General features: G+C 58.0%; 19 protein-coding genes. 3 read left to right on the top strand and 16 right to left on the bottom strand.

What is annotated here, in order from left to right; all coding sequences use genetic code 11:
* Nucleotides 1-11: 11 nt before the first annotated feature.
* From virB11 to EH31_RS16865, 9 genes are all read right to left on the bottom strand, one after another.
* Nucleotides 12-1,040 carry a P-type DNA transfer ATPase VirB11 gene (gene virB11, locus EH31_RS08130; RefSeq protein WP_034959661.1) on the bottom strand — a complete coding sequence of 343 codons (1,029 nt, stop codon included), beginning with the start codon at nucleotides 1,038-1,040 and terminating at the stop codon, nucleotides 12-14.
* Nucleotides 1,037-2,164, bottom strand: a complete 1,128-nt coding sequence (locus EH31_RS08125) for a TrbI/VirB10 family protein (protein WP_241765868.1) — start codon at nucleotides 2,162-2,164, stop codon at nucleotides 1,037-1,039. Before EH31_RS08125 ends, virB11 begins: the two co-directional genes overlap by 4 nt.
* A 17-nt stretch (nucleotides 2,165-2,181) precedes the next feature.
* Nucleotides 2,182-3,018, bottom strand: coding sequence for a TrbG/VirB9 family P-type conjugative transfer protein (locus EH31_RS08120; protein WP_081853302.1), 837 nt, complete (start codon nucleotides 3,016-3,018; stop codon nucleotides 2,182-2,184).
* Nucleotides 3,015-4,205, bottom strand: a complete 1,191-nt coding sequence (locus tag EH31_RS08115; protein WP_034959659.1) for a TrbL/VirB6 family protein — start codon at nucleotides 4,203-4,205, stop codon at nucleotides 3,015-3,017. The genes EH31_RS08120 and EH31_RS08115 overlap by 4 nt, the downstream gene beginning before the upstream one ends.
* A complete protein-coding gene (locus EH31_RS08110) occupies nucleotides 4,202-6,643 on the bottom strand; it encodes a VirB4 family type IV secretion/conjugal transfer ATPase (protein ID WP_034959658.1) in 2,442 nt (813 codons plus the stop codon). The genes EH31_RS08115 and EH31_RS08110 overlap by 4 nt, the downstream gene beginning before the upstream one ends.
* Before the next feature lie 41 nt (nucleotides 6,644-6,684).
* Nucleotides 6,685-6,993, bottom strand: a complete 309-nt coding sequence (locus tag EH31_RS08105; RefSeq protein WP_034960076.1) for a VirB3 family type IV secretion system protein — start codon at nucleotides 6,991-6,993, stop codon at nucleotides 6,685-6,687.
* Between the two features lie 4 nt (nucleotides 6,994-6,997).
* On the bottom strand, nucleotides 6,998-7,324 hold the full coding sequence (locus EH31_RS08100) for a TrbC/VirB2 family type IV secretion system protein (protein ID WP_152553510.1): 327 nt from the start codon (nucleotides 7,322-7,324) through the stop codon (nucleotides 6,998-7,000).
* Nucleotides 7,325-7,384: 60 nt separating this feature from the next.
* Entirely contained in the window at nucleotides 7,385-8,065 is a 681-nt protein-coding gene (locus tag EH31_RS08095; RefSeq protein ID WP_081853300.1) for a lytic transglycosylase domain-containing protein, read from the bottom strand.
* 315 nt (nucleotides 8,066-8,380) lie between these two features.
* Nucleotides 8,381-8,812, bottom strand: coding sequence for a tetratricopeptide repeat protein (locus EH31_RS16865; RefSeq protein WP_051699072.1), 432 nt, complete (start codon nucleotides 8,810-8,812; stop codon nucleotides 8,381-8,383).
* A 317-nt stretch (nucleotides 8,813-9,129) separates the two neighbouring features.
* Between EH31_RS16865 and EH31_RS08085 the strand changes: the two genes are divergently transcribed.
* Together EH31_RS08085 and EH31_RS08080 are read left to right on the top strand one after the other, a co-directional pair.
* The gene (locus EH31_RS08085) at nucleotides 9,130-10,692 is read left to right on the top strand and encodes a hypothetical protein (RefSeq protein ID WP_034959657.1); all 1,563 of its coding nucleotides are present in this window, start codon (nucleotides 9,130-9,132) and stop codon (nucleotides 10,690-10,692) included.
* A 120-nt stretch (nucleotides 10,693-10,812) separates the two neighbouring features.
* Complete coding sequence (locus tag EH31_RS08080) at nucleotides 10,813-13,539, top strand: TonB-dependent receptor domain-containing protein (RefSeq protein ID WP_034959656.1); 2,727 nt, start codon at nucleotides 10,813-10,815, stop codon at nucleotides 13,537-13,539.
* 143 nt (nucleotides 13,540-13,682) lie between these two features.
* Here the strand turns inward: EH31_RS08080 and EH31_RS08075 are convergent, their stop codons facing one another.
* From EH31_RS08075 to EH31_RS08045, 7 genes are all read right to left on the bottom strand, one after another.
* On the bottom strand, nucleotides 13,683-14,372 hold the full coding sequence (locus EH31_RS08075) for a response regulator transcription factor (protein WP_034960072.1): 690 nt from the start codon (nucleotides 14,370-14,372) through the stop codon (nucleotides 13,683-13,685).
* Nucleotides 14,373-14,466: 94 nt separating this feature from the next.
* A complete protein-coding gene (locus EH31_RS08070; RefSeq protein ID WP_034959655.1) occupies nucleotides 14,467-15,489 on the bottom strand; it encodes an aldo/keto reductase in 1,023 nt (340 codons plus the stop codon).
* A 239-nt stretch (nucleotides 15,490-15,728) separates the two neighbouring features.
* A complete protein-coding gene (locus EH31_RS08065) occupies nucleotides 15,729-16,469 on the bottom strand; it encodes an SDR family NAD(P)-dependent oxidoreductase (protein ID WP_034959653.1) in 741 nt (246 codons plus the stop codon).
* Nucleotides 16,470-16,494: 25 nt separating this feature from the next.
* Nucleotides 16,495-17,637 carry an acyl-CoA dehydrogenase family protein gene (locus EH31_RS08060; protein ID WP_034959651.1) on the bottom strand — a complete coding sequence of 381 codons (1,143 nt, stop codon included), beginning with the start codon at nucleotides 17,635-17,637 and terminating at the stop codon, nucleotides 16,495-16,497.
* A 200-nt stretch (nucleotides 17,638-17,837) separates the two neighbouring features.
* On the bottom strand, nucleotides 17,838-18,668 hold the full coding sequence (locus EH31_RS08055; protein WP_081853336.1) for a ferredoxin--NADP reductase: 831 nt from the start codon (nucleotides 18,666-18,668) through the stop codon (nucleotides 17,838-17,840).
* Between the two features lie 143 nt (nucleotides 18,669-18,811).
* Nucleotides 18,812-19,852 carry a Fe(3+) ABC transporter substrate-binding protein gene (locus EH31_RS08050; RefSeq protein WP_034959649.1) on the bottom strand — a complete coding sequence of 347 codons (1,041 nt, stop codon included), beginning with the start codon at nucleotides 19,850-19,852 and terminating at the stop codon, nucleotides 18,812-18,814.
* 62 nt (nucleotides 19,853-19,914) lie between these two features.
* Nucleotides 19,915-20,949, bottom strand: coding sequence for an ABC transporter ATP-binding protein (locus tag EH31_RS08045; protein WP_034959648.1), 1,035 nt, complete (start codon nucleotides 20,947-20,949; stop codon nucleotides 19,915-19,917).
* Between the two features lie 41 nt (nucleotides 20,950-20,990).
* Between EH31_RS08045 and EH31_RS08040 the strand changes: the two genes are divergently transcribed.
* Nucleotides 20,991-22,667, top strand: coding sequence for an ABC transporter permease (locus tag EH31_RS08040; RefSeq protein WP_081853335.1), 1,677 nt, complete (start codon nucleotides 20,991-20,993; stop codon nucleotides 22,665-22,667).
* Nucleotides 22,668-22,680: the final 13 nt, after the last annotated feature.

Genomic DNA, 22,680 nt, shown 5'->3' with positions numbered 1-22,680 from the left:
CCGGGCGCATTTCAAAGGAGCGATTTGCTGTCCGCAATCGCCGTAATCCCGCGTTTGCCTGCTCCATCACGCCCAAGTTGAACGATCACGTCAATGACGCTTGCGGCATATTCAATCGTGTCCTGACGGGTCAGCCCAATGCCGGTTTGCATCACCATAAGCGACAATTGCTCAAGCGCGCCCCGCAGGGAGTTGGCGTGGATCGTGGAAAAACTGCCTGGGTGGCCAGTGTTGATCGCCCGAAGAAACGAGACGCTTTCTGCGCCGCGAAGTTCGCCCAATACGATGCGGTCCGGGCGAAGGCGAAGCGCAGCCTGCAACAGCTCATTAGGCGTCACCTTGGCCTCGCCAAGTTCACCTTTGACCGCGACAAGACCGACCGAGTTTTCGCCCGGGAATTTGAGTTCAGGCGTATCCTCGACCATGACTACGCGCTCTTCGCGGGGGATTTCTCCCATCATCGCGTTAAGGAATGTGGTCTTGCCCGTGCTTGTCCCGCCCGAAATCAGGATCGTTCGGCGGTTTTGAATGGCCGTGCGCAGGTAAGCGATCGGCTCCCGGCTGGGATCGGGCATGGTGACCGCTTGCTCGCCCGCGAGAGGCCCCGCGTCATACGCATCCAATGGCAAATCAAGCCTGCGGTGGCGGCGAATAGCCATCACCCAATGCTTGCGGCTTGCAGGCGGCCCACAAAACTGAATGCGCGCGCCATCGGGCAACGTCGCACCCAAAAGCGGGTGTTCGCGGTTAATACCCTGGTGGCTGACCCGCGCGACTTGCTCCGCAAGCCGCTGAATGAGACGGTCATCGATTTCAGGGATGACGACCTTCTTCATGCCAGGATCGCGCGCATCCTCAACCCAAACCTCGCCGGGCTGATTGACCATGATTTCGGTCACAGTGTCTTGTTCAAGCCAGCGTTGAAACGGGGCAAGATACGCCTCAAGATAGACGCTGCGCTCACCGGAAATAGGTGCGTCCGTGGTCGCGACCGGCTCAGCTTCGGGTGCGGCATTCAATGGGTGGATATCCGCGCTCATCCACTGACCGTCGAAAAGTCCAGGTCACGCGCGGTAAAGACGCGGATCGGTTCACCCATGCGCACGCGGATCGTTGGGCTGATCGCCCCATCCTGCTGCGCTGCGACAGAGGCTGCGCTCTGCCCTGCTCCGCCCAATATCACCGATCCTCCGCCCGATGCGAACGCACCAAGCCCCCCGACCACTGATAATAACATGGCTGAACCAAAGCGGCGGAAGAAGTGGTTATCCACGTCCCCTTCAAGCCCGGTGGTCCCGTTGAACGCGACCGCAGGCGAGGCGATGTTTACCGAAGCGCCATCGGGGCGGATCAGCCTTGTCCAGATGACATAGGCGCGCTTTTGCCCCTGCTGCACGCCGGATTGATATTGTCCGATGAGACGCGATGAACGCGGGACGAGCACCTTTGTCCCGTCAAAACTGCGCACGTCCTGGCTAACAACGGCGCGGACATATCCTGGCACATCGGTGTTGATCGCCGTTTCAAGGATCGCAGGGATCATGGTGCCTTCGGTGACCGTCGTGGACGGATTGGTCATGGCCCGTGCTTGAGCAGGCGCGCCCCCTACCCCGCCTATACGGCTGGCAAAGGCTGCGGCCGCACCGCCCGCGCCATTGCTTTCGTTCACAGCAGCGCCTGTGGCGGGCGCAGCGATTGCATCGGTGGCATTGGCGGCCTGACGCGCAGCGGCGCTGGCATCGAAGACGAGCGAAGGCGAGGCGTAAGGATTGACCGCTGGCCCAACTGCCGGCCTGTTCGCAAGGACGGGCGATGGAGCGGGATCAACCGGGGCCACAACCGGAGAGACTGGCGCTGCCACTTCCACTGGTCCAGCAGGCGGGACAGCGGCCGGCACCGGCGCGGGAGCAGCGGCTCCTACCGTCTCGGGTTCCGGCAATTGCGCCGCATTCATCGCCCAAAATGTGGTCACCCCCAATAGCGCGACGATGGCAACACCGGCTGCCAGCCCCAACCCTTCGGTCTTGGTCTTGCGCTGTGCCACGGGGGAAAAGCCAGTGCGGCTGGCAAGGTCGATAACCTCTGCGCTCGTCTCTTCACGCGGGTCGGTATTCGCTGCGCCATTGCCGCCGGATTTGGATGGAAGTCGCATCGCAAGTCGCATATCGTCTTCTCTCTCTCTTATGAACCGCGCGAACGGCTGTCGTCAGCGCTCGCACTTCGCGATAGATTGGGCCCAAGGTTGGTGAGTGTTGCCGTTTCTTTGCCTGACCGCAGGATGATCTGAGTCGGCACGGTATCGACCACCACAGTCTCCCCGCGAACGGTGAAATTGACAGGGCCTTCATCGCCCTCCTCATTAGTTGTGAGGATGGCTGGAATCGCGGTGCCTGCGGGCCATGTGAGGAACAATGCCTCCCCATCATCATAAGCGCGCGCCGGGAACAGATTGCGCTCCCCGGCTGGCGCCCAATCGAAATTCAGTCGCGCGGGGTCCACCACCGCATAAGGATCACGGGCTGCGGCCAGTTCCACCTCATTTGCCGCCTCTCGCTCTGCTTGGGCCGCGGCGGCGATTGCCGCTTCTTCAGCCGCGCGTTCAAGCTCGGGATAGCGGAATTGCATCACATAAAGCGGCGCATTGCGAGGGGATGCTACAAGGTCGAACAGATAGGTCCGGCGGCTTGTCACCACGGTCATATTTGTGCGCGCCGATGTCGCCAATGGTTTCACGAAAAGCAAAGTCTGCGCCTGATTGGGCTGGACCTGCCACGCGCTGCTGTCGCCAATTGCAACGTTCTGGATCGCTTCGTCGGGCGCAAATTTGATCGTCGTTTGAACCTTTACGCGGCCATTGATGGTGTAAACCTGCGCCTCGTCAAAAACCTGCGTCACAAGGCGCGGATCGGCAGGCGCGCCGGGAGCGGGGTCTTGCGCGTATGCAGGCGCAGCAAGCGCCAGCGATCCAGCTAAAAGAAAAAGCCCAAATGGCTTTGCCCGGGTCCCTGACGGGTTCATTGCGAAGTCTCCGTATTTTTTAGCGCGGGCGCAGAAGGTGCCGAGCGGAAACGGTTGCCAATGCCCCTTGTACGCGAAGCAGCAGCGGTTGTCGGCCCGCTCTGTGCATTTCCAGAGCTGGTGGCGTAAACCTTGGTCTCGCGCACCGTGGTAGAGCCGGCTTGGCCGCCACCATCATTGGCGGCAACAGCGTTTGCCATCGCCACGTTGATGCGCCGCTGAGGATTGGTCATGGTTGCCGCCGGTGTCACTTGAACCGCGCGGCCTAGCGAGCTTGCAAGCGGCGCGACCGGTGTCGTGCGATAGGCGTCGGCATTGGGTTCAGTTGCCACATCCGGCTTTGCAAAGCCAAAGACTTCCCACCCGCTTACCATCTTGGACCCGACATAAAGCACCATCAGCATCAGCACGCAGTGGACGAAGCCCACGAGGAAAAACGCCATTGCGGCTTGTTGATCGATCTGGCCAGGAGTGGAGACAAGAGCGGAGAGGATAGGCACCGCCATCTCAAGCATGATTGACCCCCCAACAACCGCAAACAGCGGCGCAAGCGCGAGCATGACCATGCCTTTGAGCCAGCCCACAAACAGCCCGCGTGTGCCATTGAACAGCGCAAGCACCACGAAAATCGGACCAACCGCGAGCAACAGCGCCAAGCCAATGCGCGCCGTCACCAGAAGGCCAACGGTCCCGATCAAAAGCAACATCGCCCCGATCCACATCATGCCGGGGGGTGAGAATGCGCTGATATCCTCGATCCCCGTGCTCGCCTCCTGGATCGCAAGGAACACAATATCGAGCTTCATCGCGAAAGTGGCGGTGGCAGAGCCTTCACTATCGGTGAGCACGCCCGCCAAAAGGTCAGGCGACGCGACAAAGAATGTGTAAAAGATCGTCGAGAAAGCGGCAAAGCTGGTCGCAAAAGTCAGCACAAGCCCGACCGTCACCATCTTTGGGATCAGCGCGCGCACTGACAGGTTCGACCGGCCCAGCAGCAAAGAAATGCCGAAAAAGGCGATATAAAACGTCAGCAGCACCATAAGCGCAGTGCCAAATTGACCATCGGCGCCAAACAGGCGCTCAAATGCCTGCTTGCTTACCTCGCTTGCGATGCAATCAACCGCGGTCAAAGCCCCGGCAACGCCCGAGCCCATTTCCCCAGCGACAAGATCGCAAGCGGTTGTCATTCGGCCGCCTGCCAGACGGGCGAGCCGTCTTCGTTCACTTGCGCGCTGCCATCTGGCCAATCGCGATTGGTGAGCGCTGGATACCATGCGCTTGGGGCATCACCCACAGCCTCTCGCAAAAGATCGAGCCTGCGCACAGAAGCCTCGCGCCCGGACAGGATTGTGAGGACTTCCGGAGCCCCCGACAGGTCCAACCGCACCACGACCGACGCATCGGGCTGGCGTACAAGGAAACAGCGCGAATGAGCCGGAAGCGAGCGGATCAGGGCCAACTCATGCTCAGTCAGGCCAAAGCCGTCGCAATAATCCTCGGGCCGCGCGCGGCTGTTGGGCATGAAGACCATGGTCGCGGTCTGTTCAACCAGAGCGGTTGAAATACGGCTTTCCAAGGCGTCCTTGGCGCTTTGCGTTGCAAACCCGACCAGAGCGTTGCGTTTCCGCAGTGTCTTCAGCCAATCGCGAATGCGCGCTGCGAACACCTCATCATCGAGCGCCTTCCAGCCCTCGTCGATCAGGATCATGGTGGGCTCACCGTCCAACCGCTCATCAATGCGGTGGAAGAGATACATCATCGTCGGCGTGCGCAGGCGCGGATTGTCGAGCAGCTGCGTCATGTCAAAGCCAAGGACACGTTGGTCAAGGTCAAGCGCATCAACCTGATTATCGAACAACCAGGCGTGTTCGCCGCCATCTCCGCTGGTGGAGCCAATCCACGCGCTCAACCGGTCGGCCAGATCACCCGGCTGAGGACGTCGGGCCCCCGCCAGCAATTCCTTGAAATGCCGCAGACGGCGCAATGATGGATCATTGGCATAGGTCGCATCGACCGCCGCGCTGATCGTCGCAAATTCCTCTGGCCCATCGGCATTCAGAAGCACGCCAAGCCAATCGCGAAGGAACGCTTTGTTCGCAGGGGTATCGGGCAACGAGAGCGGGTTAAACCCTGTTGGCTCACCCGGATTGATCCGGTCATACCGCCCGCCGATCCCGCGAATAAACAGCTCTGCGCCCCGGTCCTTATCGAACAGGATGGTGCGCGGTTTGAACTTTTGCGCTTGGGCCGCCAAGAAATTCATCACCACTGTTTTACCCGAGCCGGATGGACCGATGACGCTGAAATTTCCCAAATCGCCATTGTGGAAGTTGAAGAAGAACGGGGTCGCGCTCGTCGTCTCCAACAGCGTTACCGCATCGCCCCAATGGTTACCGCTGGCCTGTCCCAAGGCAAAGCCATGGAAGCTTCCGAAGCTCGCCATATTGGCGCTTGAGATAAGCGCACGGCGCACCACATAATCTTCATTGCCGGGGAATTGCGCCCAGAAACTGGGCTCCAGATTGGTGTCTTCGCGCACCGCAATCGCGCCCGTATCTGCCAATGCCGCCGCTGCAGAGGCGCAAGCATCATCGAGCCGGTCAAGCGAGCGTTCGCGCACAAGCACCGTGAGATGGTGATCGCCAAAGCCCACCGCGCCATTGCCCAGAGCATCGCGCGCAGCCATCATGTCGGCCCGTTCAGCCGCAGCCTCTTCGTCAACCGAACGCGACCGGCGAAGAGCCAGATCAATTCGCTCGCGCGCAGTGGTGCGTTCATTGGGCGCATAACTCTCGGTCACGATCATCTCGAACGGCAGCCGCAAAAGAGGATCGAGCAGTCCCGGCGAGGTCGCCTCAGGATATTCCTTGAGGCCGAGGATCGCAGCAAAATCAGGCTGACCCGCTCCCCTCAACTCCATCGCATCAAGCCCAAAGCTGGCCCGGCGATAGGGGATCATGTGGCCAATGTCCGTATCGCCCGAAGGCCGGCGCACAGGACGCATCTCGCCATTGTAAAGCGCAGAAAGCAGCTCCAGCATCTCCGAATTCGTACCGCCAGCGGGGGAATTGTATTCGCCCAGAACGCTGGCCCCATAGGCCGAGAGCGCTGCGGTTAGCCCCGTCACGGCTGCTTTAAGGCTGCGAATGTCTTTAGGATCGGCCTCAAGCTGTTCTTGTGTGGTGCGGGAGAAGAATTTGGAAATCCTCTCGGGCAGGCCAGTTTTTCCCCGCGCAGGGCGACGGATAAGGGTCACGAATTGGTCATTGATAAACAGCGATCCACCCGCGAGCCGCTCTTTCCAACGCGCATCAATATGGCGCGAGAGCGGATCAGGAAACTCTGCATCAAGCTCCACCTCAACCCGTCTGCGGATCACATGGTGATAAAGGACAAAGCGCGCATCAAGGGTTGAGCGCAGCACCACTTCGCGGGTCGCCGCATGAGAGTTCAGCGCGTCTGAATCCTCTGTCTCAAACAAGAGCCCCGGCACTTGGATCACGCTCATCACAGATCCATCGCGCAATAGAACGGTGCTTTCATCGACCAGCCGTTCATACGGCAGGCGATCACCAGCAAGCGCTTCTTTAGCGCTCCAGCTCGCGGGTCCGATCCATTTCACCATACTTACAGGCCCTCCTTAAAAGGCCTCAAACTCAAAATTCATCAAGGCGCGTAGCTGTTACAGCTCCACCGCCGGAAATTGGGGACACGCGGGCATTTCGACACCTTGGTGATCCAAAGGTCAAAGATACGTGGCTCGCGAAGCGACGCAAAATAGCCGATCACATGGATCGTGAGCGGCACGAGCAAGAACAGCAACACCATGAAAATATTGGTCATCAAGTGGGACAGTACGAGATAGGTAATCATCGAGACCATCATGTTGATGATGAAGAACACCATGGTGACGCCCGCAAACATCTGCGGCCGGGTAAGGGTCCGGTGCACGGGGTGACGGATGAGATCGCTCACCGCTTTAAACCCCCGCTCCGCCAGCAATGGTTGCCACCAAACGCGGCGCTCCAAAGATGATGAATACGCCGATGATCACAGTCATACCATACCGCCAGTTCATGCGGCCGGTCAGCATCATGAAACCAACACCTGCCACAGCCATCACAGCAAGCGCAGTTGCGATGGGACCGAGAAGAATGCTCTGCATCCACAAAAGCGCAGAGGTGATCGGGTCGCCGCCTTGGTTGGTCGCCTGCTGGGCCATTGCCGCGCTTGGCGTCAGGAAAAGCGCCAGAAAAGCCATCAAGCGGGCCTTCAAACGGACAGGCAGTTGAAGAAGCGAAGTCATTACAGTTCTCATATCCCTTTAGTCTTGAAGGCGCGAATGCCGCCAAACACCGAAATCCATCTACCTTTGCGCAGGCACCATTGCCCGAAGCTGCATGGGAGCGCCCTGCATTGCAGGCCGCGAATGATTGGCAAGACGGCCCAAAATGGCCGCAACATAATGCTTTGTCTCGCGAATATTGGGAACACCGCCTGCACGCTCCACCCGCCCAGGGCCCGCATTATAGGCAGCAAGCGCCTTTTCCAGATCACCATCGAAGCGGTCGAGCTGCTCACGCAGATATCGCGCGCCGCCTTCAAGGTTTTGCATCGGATCATCGGGGTCCACGCCGAGGTCCCGCGCCGTTCCCGGCATCAATTGCGCAAGACCGCGCGCGCCTGCAGGCGACACGGCCCCTTCACGCCAACGGCTTTCTTGCCATACCACCGCTTCGAGAAGCGCAGGACTAAGGTCAAACCGCTCTGAAAGTTCAGCAATCTTGGCTGCATATTGCATCGGGATACCGGCGGCATGGGCTTGCGGATTGGCGATAATACGGTCTGGGACGACCACTCCGCTTGCATCAGCAGTCACGACGCCTGCCGGTTGAACCACGGTCTGCAAAGGACCACCAGCAACCCAGCGCGCGCCGTCAGGAGTGATCTCCAAAACGTCAGCCTTCGCTGGGCTCACAAGCGAAGTGCTTGCAAACATTGCCAAAATGGCAGCGGTCACTGTTCCCCTCGCACGAATGAAAATCATTCCGGTTCCTCCCGATACAGCTCTCTTGTCTAACCTAAATGACAAGCAGGTGACAGCATAGCCATAAAGGGCCACCCGGCAAGCGGTGCCACCTTTACGTCAGATACCGGCTACACACGAAAAAGGGGGCGCAAAGCCCCCTTGATCCAAGGTCCGGTTTTTTCTTCATGCCGTGCGGACCGCATCGGGCCAGCTGTGTCCAGCTCAGTCATTTGTGGGCCTCAACGCATGCGCGCGGACTTTCGGGAAAGCCTACCAATGGAGGCCCGATTACTGGCGCCCCGATTACCGGCGCCCCAACTATTGGCGCCCCAACTATTGGCGCAGAGTGAGTTGGTCTGTTTGGCGTGCCAAGGGACGAAACTCACCGCGATCAAGCATGGATATTGCCTGACGAGCAAGACGGCGCGAATCGGTCGTGCGGCCATTGGCAGTATCAAGCTCGATAACTTGGCGCGATGTCAAAGCGGCTTCGAAATGGGAGCGCGCTTCGGCTTCGTTTCCGGTTTGCGCATAGGCAATCCCAAGATTGATCAAAATCGCTGGATCCTGCGGGGCTTCTTTTAGCTCGGACTGCAAAAGCTCAATCGCGGTCGAGGCGTTGCCATCGACCAAAGCTGCCGAAGCAAGCCCCTCACCACCTACGTTATCGCTTTGCGCAAAAGCCGGGGCCACAGGCACCACACTACCAAGGCCGATTGCGGCAATTAGAGCCAGACGCAGTTTGGTCGGTTGCAGCAAGGTCATCTCTCGTCTCCTTCAATCTTTGTCAGAGAATGACTGACGTCGGGCGAGAATGCAATAAATCTGTAACATTGTCATAATTTCGCAATTGTAATTCGGCTGAATTGTTGAATTACAGAGACTTAGACAATCCCTTATATTGCATTCTTGTTACAAACAGCGTCAGAACGAATGTCACATTCGTCATGTTTTTGTCGCATTACAAAATTGTCGCACAAACGTGATCGCCGCATAAATTCTGTCACATCGACACCCTAGCCGGACATCACGCGAGCCAATTCTCGCGATTTGATTCTCGGTTTTTTAGGGGACAGCTTGCTGTGAAAAACATCCAACGTACTCTCGTTCTTGGCGTCAGCATTGTGGCACTTGCAGGCTGCGGCGCTGATGAAATTGTTTCGCCTGGTACTTCAGGCGACATCATCATTAACAATCCTTCACCAACGCCCACTTCAACGCCAACACCCCCATCCACAGGCGGAACCGTAACACCTGCAGCAGGCTGCCCGACAATCGCGTCTACCGGCGGCCTGACTGATGGCGGAACAATCACCGGTCCGACTGGTGAATATCGCGTATGCACCCTGCCGAGCACCTTCGACACCAACGACAATCTGCCGTTTATCGAGGGCCTCCTTTATCAAATCCAAGACACAGTAACGGTCGGCGTTGATGAAGGCTTCAGCAGCACTGGCACCAAGGTCACTCTTTCGGTTGAGCCAGGCGCAATCTTCTTCGCGCAGGCAGCATCAGCGCTCATCGTTAACCGCGGCAATGCGCTCAACGCGAGTGGCACGCCGACAATGCCGATTGTCTTCACCAGCCGCGACAACGTCCTTGGCCTCAACAATGACAACAGTCAGGCGCAGTGGGGTGGCATCGTGATGCTTGGCCGCGCACCTGTTTCCGACTGCCAGGACAATGTGTTCAACACCGCCGCAGTTCCAAACGCCAACCCGACCTGTCAGCAACGCCTCGAAGGCTCGGCCGCAACCTTCTTCTTTGGCGGCGGTAATGACGCAGACTCGTCTGGTACCTTCGAATATGTTCAAATGCGCTTCTGCGGCTTTGAACTTACTCAGGGCAATGAGCTTCAGTGCCTCACCACCGGCGGCGTGGGCAGCGGCACCACATTTAACCACGTCATGTCATTCAACAGTTCGGATGATGGCGTTGAGTTCTTCGGTGGCTCGGTCAACATGAGCCAGCTTGCTGTCATTGGCGCGTCAGACGACTCGATCGACGTCGATTCGGGCGCTCAGGCCAATATCGAAGACGCCGTTGTCGTTCAGCGCGGCACCACAGGTGACAGCATCATCGAGTTCGATTCTCCAGACGACCTTGCTGATGGCACACCAGGTAATGCGATCCCGCAGAGCACTTTGCAGGTTAACAACTTCACTTTCGTCCAGCGTTCTTCGGCCTCTGGCCAAGCGATCCGTGCCCGTGGTGGTCCAGCTCTTGGCCTTACAAACGGTGTGATCGACGTGAACACGGCTGATAGCGTCTGCATCCGGATTGATGAACAGATCACTTTGGCGGCGATCATAGGCTTCGATTCGTTGATCTGTGACGGCGCGAACCGCCCTGTTCGCGGTTCTTCGGGTGTCAGCGATGCTGAAGTCCAAACGGTTGTGAACGCAGGGACCAACAACAATCTCACCGCCACGCTCTCGCTCACCAACAATCTGGTGAACGGTGCGACTGAAAACGGCGTCACTGTTTTTGATGCAACCGCACGATCTTCGTTCTTCACCTCCGCCAGCGTGATCGGCGCTGTTCAAGCGGACCTTGCTGCAGACTTTGGTGATTGGACCTGTAACTCCAGCATCCAGGACTTCGGCAGCGCGACCGGCGCCTGCACATCGCTCCCGGTTTACTAAACCACGTCTTTTGAATTGAGGGGGCGCAGCGTTTCGCGAGCGTCCCCTTCTTCGCTTTTGCAGAGTTCCACGAGAGCTCATTGAAATTTTCAGACCTATTTTATGAGGGGGTCTAATATTATGTCGACCGGCACGCGCCTCGCAGGGTTGCTGCTTCTCACTTCGTCGCTCACCTTTCCATCGGTCCTTCTTGCGCAAACGGCTGACGATGCCGGCAATGATGAAGACCAGATGGTTCAGGATACGGGCGCAGACGAAGAAGATCAGGATGACGCCCAACAAAATGACGATCAAGACGACGCACAGGAACCGGAAATTTCGGTGCCCGGCGGCGGGATCATCGTGACTGGTCGTCGCAACCGCGATCCAGCGCGTTCTTCGACACAGGTTTTGAACGTTCTTACCGAAGCCGATATTGCCCGCACCGGCGAAGGCGATATCGCTGGCGCGCTTACCCGCGTGACCGGCCTTTCGGTTGTGGGCGATGGCCGTGTGTTCGTGCGCGGTCTTGGTGATCGTTATTCGCTCGCGCTACTCAACGGTCTTCCCCTGCCAAGCCCGGAACCGCTTAGCCGCGTTGTTCCGCTTGATATTTTCCCGACCAATGTCGTGGCGTCTTCGCTGGTCCAAAAGACCTATTCTGCCAACTATCCCGGCGAATTTGGCGGCGGTGTAATCAACCTCACGACCAAGGCCGTTCCCACAGAAGACTTCCTCACAGTCAGCTTTGGCGCAAGCGGGGATACTGAGACGACCTTCCAGAACGGGCTCACCTATTTTGGGTCCAATCTCGACTCCTTCGGTTTCGACAATGGCAACCGCGCAGTACCATCAAACCTTCAAGCCTTCTTCGACAGCGGGGAACGCATCGGCGGTGTTCCGCTTTCAGTGACAGAGGGGATCGCCGGACAGCTTTTCCCGACCAACCTTGTCACTTTGCAACGCGTCGATGATCAGCGCCCCAACTTCTCAGGCTCGGTCACAGGCGGTTTGTCAGTGGACCTTGGCGAAGATACTTTCCTCGGGATCATTGCAACAGCCGGGATCAAGAACAACCTTCGCAACCGCTCAGTCCTGAGCCAGAGTGGGAGCGGTGACCTTACCGAGATCTTCCAGCAGCAAGAGACTTTCATCACCGATGAAAACATCCTTGTGAACGGGCTCTTGAGCTTTGGCCTCGATTTTGGTGAGAACACGGTTCGCTGGACCAATCTTTACATCCGCGACACGCTGAAGACCGCTCGCCTTTCCCAAGGCTTTGATATCTTCCCCGGTGTCACCGGCTTTGATTTCCAGAACCAGCAAACCGCATGGTTCGAACGCCAGTTGATCGACAGCCAGCTTGTGGGTGAATTTGAGTTTGACCGCCTCAGCGTGGACGTTCGCGGCGGCTATGCTCGCACCGACCGCGAGGCGCCGTATAACGCCAACTTCAGCTACACCCGCACGAACCTTCCCGGCGACCCGTTCGGTGACCAATTCGTAGCATACTTCAACCAGCTCTCGGATGCAGGCATTTCAACCGTTGCTTTCGATGATCTTCGCGAAGAACTTTGGTTTGGCAGCATCGATTTGTCCTACGAGCTTCTCGACAATCTCGAAGTGACGGCCGGATATGCCTATTCGGATACCACGCGCCGTTCGGAAAGCCGTGAATTTCGCCCCTTCATTTCCGGTGACGTGGTCGACGACAGCGTCGTACCAGCGCTTGGCCTTCGGCGTCCCGGTGACATCATCAATGGCGCGACCTTGGCCGGTTTTAATGTCACATTGACAGAGGCGACACCGTTCCCGGTGTTTGATGCAGCGCTTGAGATCAACGCTGGCTACGGCCTTGCGCGCTGGGTTCCTACCGACACGCTCACAATCGAAGTGGGCCTTCGGTATGAGGAAGCCGCCCAAGTCGTGGCGCTTGACCAATCGGTGTTTAACACGCCGATTCCAGGGGCAACGTCCACGAACCTCAACAACGACTATTTCCTGCCAAGCGGCACGGTGACATGGGAGCCTATTCCCGATCTCCAATTGCGTTTGTCAGCATCCCAAACGATTGCCCGCCCGCAGTTTCGTGAACTTGTCGAGCAGGTGTATTTCGACCCGGAAAGCAACCGCGAATTTGTGGGTAACCCGCTTTTGAACGACAGCGAGCTTCTCAACCTTGAAGCACGCTCCGAATATTACTTCGGTGGTCCCGACAAGGTCAGCCTTGCAGGCTTTTACAAGAAGATCGACAATCCGATTGAGAACACTCTCCAATCGGCGTCAGGCGTGGTTCGCACAGGTTTTGCAAACGCTCCAACAGCAGAGCTTTACGGCGCAGAATTCGACTTTGTTTACGGCATTGACCTGTACGACCTTGGCGGAAGCTTCTTTGAAACCAAGCAGGTTCTGATCCAGTTCAACTACACGTTCACCCAATCGGAAATTCAAGTTGGCCCGGATGATGTGGCACCCATCATTGGTGCTCCTAACCAGCTTGCAAGCCTGCTGTTCGACGACGGCGCGCAATTGGTTGGACAATCGGATCACATTGCAAACTTCTCCGTTGGGATCGAAGACACTGAGAAAACCCAGCAGGCCAGCATCCTCGTCAATTACGCGAGCGAGCGTGTGACCTTGCGCGGCGGCCCGCTTCCCGATGTCGTCGAAGACCCCGGCTTTACCGTCGACTTTGTCGCTCGCACAGAGCTTGGTTTCCTGCGCGAAGGCGTGGAGTTGTCGATGCAGGTTCGCAACATCTTTGGACGCGACAATTTCGAATTCCAGGAAAGCGAAACGGGCCGCCTCGAAATCAACACTTTCGATGTGGGAACAAGCTTCTCGATTGGCATTAAGGCAGAATTCTAGAGCTTTCTAATCGGCACCCTCTCCCGCCGACAACTGGCCGTTTCCTTCACGCAAAAGCGTGTAGGGAGCGGCCATTTTCTTTAAGGTGCTGTGTTCGTAGCGGGGCAAAGCCAAGTAGGAAACGGGGCAAGCGCCGGCCCGCTTTAGCTAAGGTCCAGGACATAGCCTCGTGAACGTACCGTGCGCAGCGGATTGCCACCACCCGCAGCCTTTATCGCGCGGCGAAGGCGGCCCACCCAGACATCAACCGTGCGCTCATCCAGAGGCGGCCCAGAAGAACCTGTAGCCCCTTTGCCAAGGCCCGCAATGATCTCATCACGGCTCATCACCACTCCGGCATTCTGCGCGAAATAGCGTAGCAAGCGGAATTCGTTGGGCCGCGCTTCGATCACCTGTCCATTCCAACGTGCCCGCAATGCCGCCATATCGATCACCAAAGCGCCGTGTTCAAAGCTGCGGATCACGTGCGGCTCACAGCTGCTTGATTGCAAGGCTAGCACCCGGTCCAGCACTTTGGTTCGGTCAAGCGGGCCCACCATGTAATCATCCGCGCCAGCCTTTAGAGAGCGCCTGCGATCCTCGGCATCGTCCTCTTCCAGAACCATCGTCACATGGGCATGAGAGGTGCGCTCATCAGCCCGCAATCGGCGACACATCTCAAGGCCCGCCAGATCATCCATGACCCAATCGACGAAAGCCCAGATGGGCCCATCAACAAGACGCTCGGGCCCGTCTGGCCCAATCGTATCAAAGACAAAGCGGTGCCCATTATGGACAAAATCTTCAGTCCCTGCCTCAAGCGCACTTGTCAGGAAAATATTGATGACTTCCATGCTCGCAATTGCCCGCCACTGCATTGAGAATTCACAGTGATGAGTGACGCAATTCTGTGACGCGTTTATGACGAAATGCGCCGGTTTGCGCCTCTTATTGTCGTAATGTCACCTGATCCATCGGTGCCAGAGGCATACCAAGGCCGGTAGGCCATTTGGGGCGATATGGCCCTTGCAACTGGGCCAGCTCTTCAACGCTCAATTCCACGTCCAGTGCGGCCACGGCATCGGCAATGTGATGCGGCTTGCTTGCTCCGATAATGGGAGCGGTCACGCCCGGTTTTGTGAAGTGCCAGGCAAGGCCAAGGCTCGCCATCTTGGCTCCGCGCGCCTCAGCCATTTGCGAAAGCGCTGTGATGATTGCGCCGTCTGCCGCATCATCATCTTTATAGAGCACTTTGCCAACGCCGTCCGTTTCGCTGCGCACGGTTGTTTCACCCATAGGCCTTGCCAAACGCCCCCTTGCAAGCGGGCTCCAAGGGATGACCCCAACGCCTTGATCTGCGCAAAGCGGCAGCATCTCGCGCTCTTCCTCACGGTAGAGGAGATTGAGTTGGTTTTGCATGGAGATAAACCGCGTCCACCCATTGCTGCGCGCTGTCTCTTGCGCCTTTGCAAACTGCCATGCGTACATCGACGACGCCCCAATATAGCGCGCCTTGCCCGCTTTTACGATGTCGTGCAGCGCCTCCATTGTTTCTTCAATCGGGGTCGCATCGTCCCAGCGGTGGATCTGGAACAGATCGACATAATCCATGCCAAGGCGCGTCAGGCTGTCGTCAATCGCCTGAAACAAGGCCTTGCGCGAAAGCAGACCCGTATTGGGCGCGCGCCGCCATGGGATGTATGCTTTGGTCGCCACCACAATCTCATCACGGCTGGCCATTTCATTCAGGAGCTTGCCAGTAATCTCTTCCGATGTGCCGCCCGCATAGCCATTGGCGGTGTCGAAGAAGTTGATCCCGGCCTCCAACGCCTGGCGAAAGAAGGGGCGGCTTTCGTCTTCATCGAGCAGCCAATCGCCATGCCATCCGGCGGCTTTGTCGCCGTACGTCATGCAACCCAGGCAAAGGCGCGAGACGGTCAGACCAGAGTTTCCGAGGCGGGTAAATTTCATATTCTCTTCTCCTCGTGGAACACCGAAGCTACCGTCTTAAAAAGCTTCCCATTGCGAGTAAATACCTGATTTAAATAGATAATTGTGCCTTTTGCGGATAGTAAGTGTCAACTTTCAAATCTGCGTTCTGCCCTGTGCCTATCGTCCACCTTACCCCAAGCCGAAGCTGGTGAAGATTGCCACGCAAGGCCGCCTGTAGGAAAGCCAATTGGACCAGGCTCCCCCATCAAGCTCTCCCATCAGGCAAGCGTCAGGCCGCCATCCACCACCAGCGTTTGCCCGGTCATATAGGACGATAGTGGCGAGGCGAGGAACATCGCTGCACCAGCCATATCTTCGGGCGTGCCCAACCGTTTTAGCGGGATGGACCGCAGCGCCCCTTCGAGGCGTTCGGGATGCTCGGTCGTGACCGCAGTAATCTTTGTCGGCACCAGCCCCGGCGCAATGCCGTTCACGCGGATACCGTCCCTTGCCCAAGCTGCGCCAAGCGTTTTCACAAGGCTCACCGCGCCCGCCTTCGATGCGGAATAGGCAGGGTTGCCGATATTCGCCTTGAACCCCGCGACCGAGGATACAACGATCATCGAGCCATCCGCCTCGGCGAGTTTTGGGTGGAAAGCGCGGGCCACATCCATCACCGAATTGAGGTTCACATCAACGACCGCGTCCCAGCCCTCACGCTCAAACTCACCGCGTGCATATCGCACGATGCCTTGGCATTGGATGAGAACGTCCACCGCGCCGAGCGTCTCCACCAGCGCGCCGACGGCATCGCGGTCGCTCACATTCAATTGCGCATAGGAGAGCCCGGTAAAATCGCTGTCCTCGGCTTCGAGATAGTCGCCCTCATCTGGCCGAGTACCCGTCACGAGAACGTCGGCTCCGGCGCGGCGGAACTCATGCGCCATGCCATTACCGATGCCGCTTGACCCGCCAATGATGACGACGCGCTTGCCAGTGAAGTCCAATGGATTGGTCATGTTTGTCTCCCCCGCGAACGCTACATCAAATCTCGCGGCTGACCACTTCTTTCATGATCTCGCTCGTGCCACCGTAGATGCGCTGGACGCGGGCATCGCGCCACAGACGCGCAATGGGGTATTCGTTCATATAGCCAGCGCCGCCGTGGAGTTGCAGGCAGGCGTCGACCATCTCCCATTGCATTTCGGTGTGCCAAAGCTTTGCAGCGGACGCTTCGCCCGTGGTGAGCTCACCTTTAAGGTGGCGCGCAATCGCCCAATCGAGGTGCGCCCAGCCCACTTGCAGCTTGGCCGCTAGGTCCGCGAGGGTGAATTTGGAGTTCTGGAACTCGAACACCGTCTTGCCAAAGGCCTTGCGCTCCTTGGTAAACTTCACCGCTTCGTCAAACGCGCGCTGAGCCCCGCCCATGGCTGAGACCGCGATGGAGAGGCGCTCTTGCGGAAGCTCCTCCATCAGGTGGATAAAGCCGCGATTTTCCCCGCCCAGAATGTTAGTCTTGGGCACGCGCACGTCTTCGAAAAACAGCTCTGAGGTGTCAGCGGAATGCTGTCCGATCTTGTCGAGGTTGCGCCCGCGCGCAAAGCCGGGGGTGTCGGCGTCCACAAGGATCAGCGAAGTGCCTTTAGCGCCTGCTGTCGGGTCAGTCTTGGCGACCACAATCACCACATCAGCGTTCTGGCCATTGGTGATGTAGGTTTTGGAGCCATTGATCACGAGGTGATTGCCATCCTCAACCGCCGTCGTACGAATGCCCTGAAGGTCGGAGCCTGCGCCAGGTTCAGTCATCGCAATGGCGGTGATGATATCGCCCGAGATCATGCCGGGAAGGTATTTGGCCTTCTGCTCCGGGCTTCCCAGCCGCTCAAAATAATTGACCGTGATGTCGTTTTGCAGCGTAAATCCAGCAGACGAGCCCAAATAGGCAAGCTCTTCGGCAAGCACGCAGTTGAAGCCGAAATCGAGGCCAAGCCCGCCGTTTTCTTCCGAAACCGTGGGGCACAGCATCCCCGCTTCGCCCAATGCCTTCCACGCAGAGCGCGGGACAATGCCCTCTGCCTCATGCTGGTCGAGGTGCGGCTCCATATGCTCGCCAAACACTTTGCGGACCGTTTCGCGGAACGCCTCGTGGTCTTCGTTGTAAGCGGTGCGGTTTGCTACTTCGAGCATGGGGTGGGGTCTCTCTCTTGGTGTTTTTCAAGTTGCGAGTAGCAACTGACCCAAGAAAGGAGCCTAAGTAAAGTGCAAAAGTCTCACCAAGCGCCGCCACCGTGAGCGCATTTCAGGATAACAGCGGCTTCACACTTGCATTGAGGGTTATCCTGAAACGAGTTCAGGATGACGGTTAAAGGCGAAGATGTTTGTTGACCTTACCCCACAAAGGCGCGTTCGATCACGAATGAACCCGGCTTGTTGTTTGCGCCCTCTTCAAAGCCGCGCGCTTCCAGATCGGCTGCGTGGTCCTTGATCATCGCCATCGAACCGCACAGCATGACGCGGTCGGTTTCTGAATCGAACCGCTTTGGGCCTTTGGATTGTTCAAACAGGCGGCCATCTTCGATCAATGTCTGGATACGGCCCTGGTTACGGAAATCTTCGCGCGTCACGGTGGGGACATAGATCATGCGCTCACGCTGATCATCTTCGAGCAGCGGATCGCCTTCAAGCTTGCTTTCGAGAAGTTCGCGGTAGGCAAGATCGACCACGCGGCGCACCGAATGCACGACGATGACTTCCTCGTACATCTCATAGACGTCCGGGTCGCGAACAAGGCTCATAAACGGCGCAAGGCCAGTCCCGGTTGATAGCATGAACAGGCGTTTGCCGGGCAAAAGCGCGTCGGTCACAAGCGTGCCGGTCGGTTTCTTTCCAAGGTAGACGGGATCGCCGACCTTAATATGCTGAAGACGCGAGGTGAGCGGCCCGTCCTGCACGATGATTGAAAGGAATTCCAATTCCTCATCATAGGACGGCGAGGCCACCGAATAGGCGCGAAGCAGCGGCTTGCCGTCTTCCTTGGGAAGGCCGATCATCACAAATTCGCCCGAGCGGAAGCGGAACGAAGCTGGACGCGTCATGCGCAGCGTGAACAGCTCCTCGTTCCACTGATGAACGTGGGTGATCGTCTCAACCGAAACAGCGCCGCTTTCGGTAAAAGCATCTCGGGAAGGGATCGGAGATGTGACTGCTGTATCGGTCAAAATCGGCCTCGAAATCTGGTCTGACGCGGGAGAGTCGCGCCCTGTTGCGATGCGCAAATGGCCTTTTTGTAGCGCCGCTTCAAGTTAGATTAGCGATTGGGGGCAAAAGTGCGACTTCGCCATTCGCCCCCCAATCACATCAATTAGTTCCAGCCAGCGCGGTCAAAAATCTGCACCGCCTGCGCCTGGCCAGAGCCAATTCTGGCCGCGTTCAAAGTGTCAGCGCGGAAAGTGCCCATCTCTTCCAGAGCGGAATTGCCCTTCATACCGATAACAGCCGGATATTCATTATTGCCATCGGCGAAATACCGCTGGGCGCTCTCGCTGGTGAGGTATTCGAGGAAGGCAATCGCGTTCTCGCGATTGGGCGCGTTGACCGTGACGCCAGCGCCGCTGACATTGACGTGCGCGCCGCGGTCACCTTCGCCTTGATTGGGGAAGATCACGCCGAGCTTATCGAACACCGCCCGCTCTTCGCCTTCGCCGCCTGCAAATCGGCCAAGGTAGTAGGAATTCACCACAGCAATGCGGCACTCACCCGCCGCCACGCTTTCGATTTGCGCTGTGTCATTGCCCTCTGGCGGGCGCGCGAAGTTTGCAACAACGCCCTTGGCCCAGCTTTCCGCTGCCTCTGCGCCGTCGTTGGCGATGATGCTGGAAAGGAGCGAGATGTTGTAGATATTGGACGAGGAGCGGATGCAGATGTCGCCTTTCCATTGCGGGTCAGCGAGGTCAGCGTAGGTATCGAGGCCTTCTGGAACGCCTGCTTCTTTATTGTAGATAATTATGCGCGCACGGGTGGAAAGGCCAAACCACAGGCCATTGGGGTGGCGCAGATGGGCAGGAAGGCGTTCATTCAAGACATCGGATTGAACGGCCGAGAATATCCCGGCCTCTTCCGCGCGCCAAAGGCGACCTGCATCCACAGTGATCAAAAGGTCAGCGGGTGAAAACTCGCCCTCGCTTTGGATACGTTCGATCAGAGCGTCGGCATCAGCTTCGATCCGGTTGACCTTGATCCCGGTTTGCGCAGTAAAATCCTCGTAAAGTGCAAGGTCAGTGTCATAATGGCGCGAGGAATAGATGTTCACCTCGCCTCCCTGACCAGCGGTATCGCCCCCTTCAGTCTCAGCACAGGCGGTGACGGCCAGCATTGCTGCGAGCCCGAGAATCACTTTTTTCATGTTGGATAGCCTTCCGTCGTATTTGCGAACGACTTGCAATAGTGGCTTTACCAATGCAAGCTTTATCTGCGTAGAAATGCCCGAACGCTGCGCGTCTGCGGGACAATGCGGTACCGCATCCCCTCTTTGACAGTGGCGGTTGATTGCACCGTAATTTCTTTGCCATCGGGTGTTTGCAGAAGCAGGCGACTGGCAACGCCCAAGGGGTGCACGTCGACCACTTCCAGCCCCGCCTCATCCGCTTCACAACCAAGCGTTTCGGCATGGACAAGCAGGTCAAACTCGGCCCCATCTGGCAGATCGCCAGCAATGCAGGAAAGCGGCCATACGCCCATCGATGTTCGCAACACATCGCCGTCGCGCATCGCAGAGACAATCTGAGCCCCGCCAAAAATCGCGCCCACCGAAGCGCTCGCTGGGCGTTCGTGCAAGTCTTCTGGCGTGCCAAATTGAATGATCCGCCCGTTTTCCATCACCGCAATGTGATCCGCAATATCGAGCGCTTCTTCCGGGTCATGCGTCACCAAAATCGTGGTCGTCCCCGCCTCGCGCAGCAGCCTCCTGCAATCGCGGCGAAGACGGCGACGAAGGACAATATCGACGCTGGCAAAGGGTTCATCCATCAACAGCACTTGCGGTTCTGGCGCCATGGCGCGGGCAAGGCTGGCGCGTTGTTGCTGACCGCCGGAAAGCTCGTGGGGAAAGCGCTCACCCAACCCTGCAAGCCCCACACGGTCCAGCCATTGTTCGATCACTCCAGCGCTCCCGCCCCCTGGCAATCCAAAAGCAATATTCTTAGCAATGGTCATATGCGGGAAGAGCGCGCCGTCCTGAAACACAAGGCCCACGGGCCGCGCTTCGGGCGGCGGGTTGACACCGGGGGCGGCCATTTCATTCCCTCCCACCGATATACTGCCCGATTGGACGGGGAGAAGGCCCGCTGCCAAATTCAACAAGGTTGACTTGCCCGAGCCTGACGAGCCAAGCAGACAGGTGATTTTTCCAGCCGGCGCTGTAAAGGCGATGTCCGAGAGCGCCTCCACCCTTCCGGTTCTTCCGGTGTAAGCATGGGCAATATGTCGAAATTCAAGGCTCACAAAATTGTCCGATGCAAAAACGGTCTGCGGAAATTGTTGGCATGAGCCTTAGGCAATCTGCTGGCCGCCCCGCAAGTGGGCTGATGGTGAAAGCGCCGCGAATTGACGGATGGAGCGTGGGCGCTTTCGTGCTCGCTGGCCTTGCTGCATTGCCGATCGTGGCAATCCTTGTCTCTGCCCCAAATGGCGGGTTTGAGGCGATTGCCCACCTCGCCCGCACCGTCCTTGGCAGCTATATTGCGAACACGCTTTTGTTGATGGTGATGGCAGGGGGCATCGCCTTGGTGGTGGGCACAAGCTGCGCGTGGCTGGTCAGCGCCGCTCGCTTTCCGGGACGCTCAATCCTTGCATGGGCGCTTGTTCTCCCGCTTGCTGTGCCTGCCTATATCGCGGCCTATCTTTATGCCGATTTGCTCGATTTTTCAGGGCCAGTGCAAAGCGCCCTTCGCAGTGTCACCGGGCTTGGTGTTGGAGAATATTGGTTCCCCAGAGTACGCTCATTGCCGGGCGGAGCCTTTGTCCTTGGCATTGTGCTCTATCCATATGTTTACCTGCTCGCGCGCGGTGCATTCGCCTCGCAAAGCGTATCGCAATTTCGCGCCGCGCGCAGCCTTGGTGCAGCGCCATGGCGTGCGTTCTGGCAAGTGGCCCTGCCCGCCGCGCGGCCAGCGGTCGCAGGCGGCCTGGCGCTGGTCCTAATGGAAGTGCTGGCCGATTTTGGCGTCGCGCAGTATTTTGGCATCCCCACATTTTCGACCGGCATTTTCCGAAGCTGGCTTGCGATGGGGGACAAGCAGGCCGCGCTAAAATTGGCGGCCATGATGCTGCTATTCGTGATCGCGCTTATCGTTCTTGAAGCGCGCACTCGCCAAGGCCGTTCGGCAAGCAAAGATGCCCGCGCTGATAATGAGCCACTGGTGGAACTGTCACCCGTGGGCAAATTTATGGCCATGATTGTTTGCGCCACACCAGTGCTCTTGGGTTTCGTCGTACCGGCAGCGCACCTCCTCTCCATGTCAGTGAGCGATGCTGCCATCAATGCAGCAGGCGACCTTTGGTCTTTTGCCAGTGGCAGTCTCTGGCTTGGCCTTGGCGCTGCGTTCGTTTGCGTGATCGCCGCCCTTTTGCTCGCCTTTGCGAAGGCACGGTCCGAAAGCACTTTGGTAAAGGCCTCTATCCGCGTGTCGACCCTTGGCTATGCCCTGCCCGGCGCGCTTTTGGCGGTCGGCCTGCTTGCACCATTAGGGGCCGCTGATGTGACGATCAGCCGCTTTGCGCGCGATGTGTTCGGCTATTCGGGCGGGCTTATCCTGACTGGGACGGGCGCGGTTCTGGTCTATGCGCTTTCGGTGCGGTTCCTGACCGTTGCTTACAACAGCGTCGATGGAGGCATGAGCAAAATCCCGCCCTCGCTTGCCGCTGCTGCGCGGTCATTGGGCGCTGGCCCTGCGAAAGTTCTGACGCGTATTTATGCGCCCCTCTTAAGCCCCAGCCTTGCCGCAGCAGCCGCGCTGGTCTTTATCGACACGGTTCGAGAGCTTCCTGCAACGCTGATCCTGCGGCCCTTCAATCTGGAAACTCTGGCAACCCGCACTTACCGCTTGGCGAGCGATGAAAGGCTGGTCGAAGCCTCGATCCCTGCGCTGATATTGCTGGCCGCCGGGCTGTTGCCGGTCCTGCTTCTGACACGCACGAGCCAAGGGCGGGACAGACGCTAAACCGCTCCATGTA

Origin of the sequence: Erythrobacter longus (genome assembly GCF_000715015.1) — a bacterium.
Lineage (GTDB): Bacteria > Pseudomonadota > Alphaproteobacteria > Sphingomonadales > Sphingomonadaceae > Erythrobacter > Erythrobacter longus.
The sequence above is the reverse complement of the archived record's forward strand: the minus strand, read 5'-3'. Positions and strand labels throughout refer to the sequence as shown.

Excerpts from the sequence above, each read along its gene's own strand:
- EH31_RS08075 (WP_034960072.1), bottom strand. The coding sequence starts at position 14,372 with ATGGAAGTCATCAATATTTTCCTGACAAGTGCGCTTGAGGCAGGGACT.
- EH31_RS08110 (WP_034959658.1), bottom strand. The coding sequence starts at position 6,643 with ATGGTGAAATGGATCGGACCCGCGAGCTGGAGCGCTAAAGAAGCGCTT.
- EH31_RS08065 (WP_034959653.1), bottom strand. The coding sequence starts at position 16,469 with ATGACCAATCCATTGGACTTCACTGGCAAGCGCGTCGTCATCATTGGC.
- EH31_RS08070 (WP_034959655.1), bottom strand. The coding sequence starts at position 15,489 with ATGAAATTTACCCGCCTCGGAAACTCTGGTCTGACCGTCTCGCGCCTT.
- EH31_RS08080 (WP_034959656.1), top strand. The coding sequence starts at position 10,813 with ATGTCGACCGGCACGCGCCTCGCAGGGTTGCTGCTTCTCACTTCGTCG.
- EH31_RS08050 (WP_034959649.1), bottom strand. The coding sequence starts at position 19,852 with ATGAAAAAAGTGATTCTCGGGCTCGCAGCAATGCTGGCCGTCACCGCC.
- EH31_RS08095 (WP_081853300.1), bottom strand. The coding sequence starts at position 8,065 with ATGATTTTCATTCGTGCGAGGGGAACAGTGACCGCTGCCATTTTGGCA.
- EH31_RS08060 (WP_034959651.1), bottom strand. The coding sequence starts at position 17,637 with ATGCTCGAAGTAGCAAACCGCACCGCTTACAACGAAGACCACGAGGCG.
- EH31_RS08125 (WP_241765868.1), bottom strand. The coding sequence starts at position 2,164 with ATGCGACTTGCGATGCGACTTCCATCCAAATCCGGCGGCAATGGCGCA.
- EH31_RS08100 (WP_152553510.1), bottom strand. The coding sequence starts at position 7,324 with ATGACTTCGCTTCTTCAACTGCCTGTCCGTTTGAAGGCCCGCTTGATG.
- virB11 (WP_034959661.1), bottom strand. The coding sequence starts at position 1,040 with ATGAGCGCGGATATCCACCCATTGAATGCCGCACCCGAAGCTGAGCCG.
- EH31_RS08120 (WP_081853302.1), bottom strand. The coding sequence starts at position 3,018 with ATGAACCCGTCAGGGACCCGGGCAAAGCCATTTGGGCTTTTTCTTTTA.
- EH31_RS08115 (WP_034959659.1), bottom strand. The coding sequence starts at position 4,205 with ATGACAACCGCTTGCGATCTTGTCGCTGGGGAAATGGGCTCGGGCGTT.
- EH31_RS08040 (WP_081853335.1), top strand. The coding sequence starts at position 20,991 with ATGAGCCTTAGGCAATCTGCTGGCCGCCCCGCAAGTGGGCTGATGGTG.
- EH31_RS16865 (WP_051699072.1), bottom strand. The coding sequence starts at position 8,812 with ATGACCTTGCTGCAACCGACCAAACTGCGTCTGGCTCTAATTGCCGCA.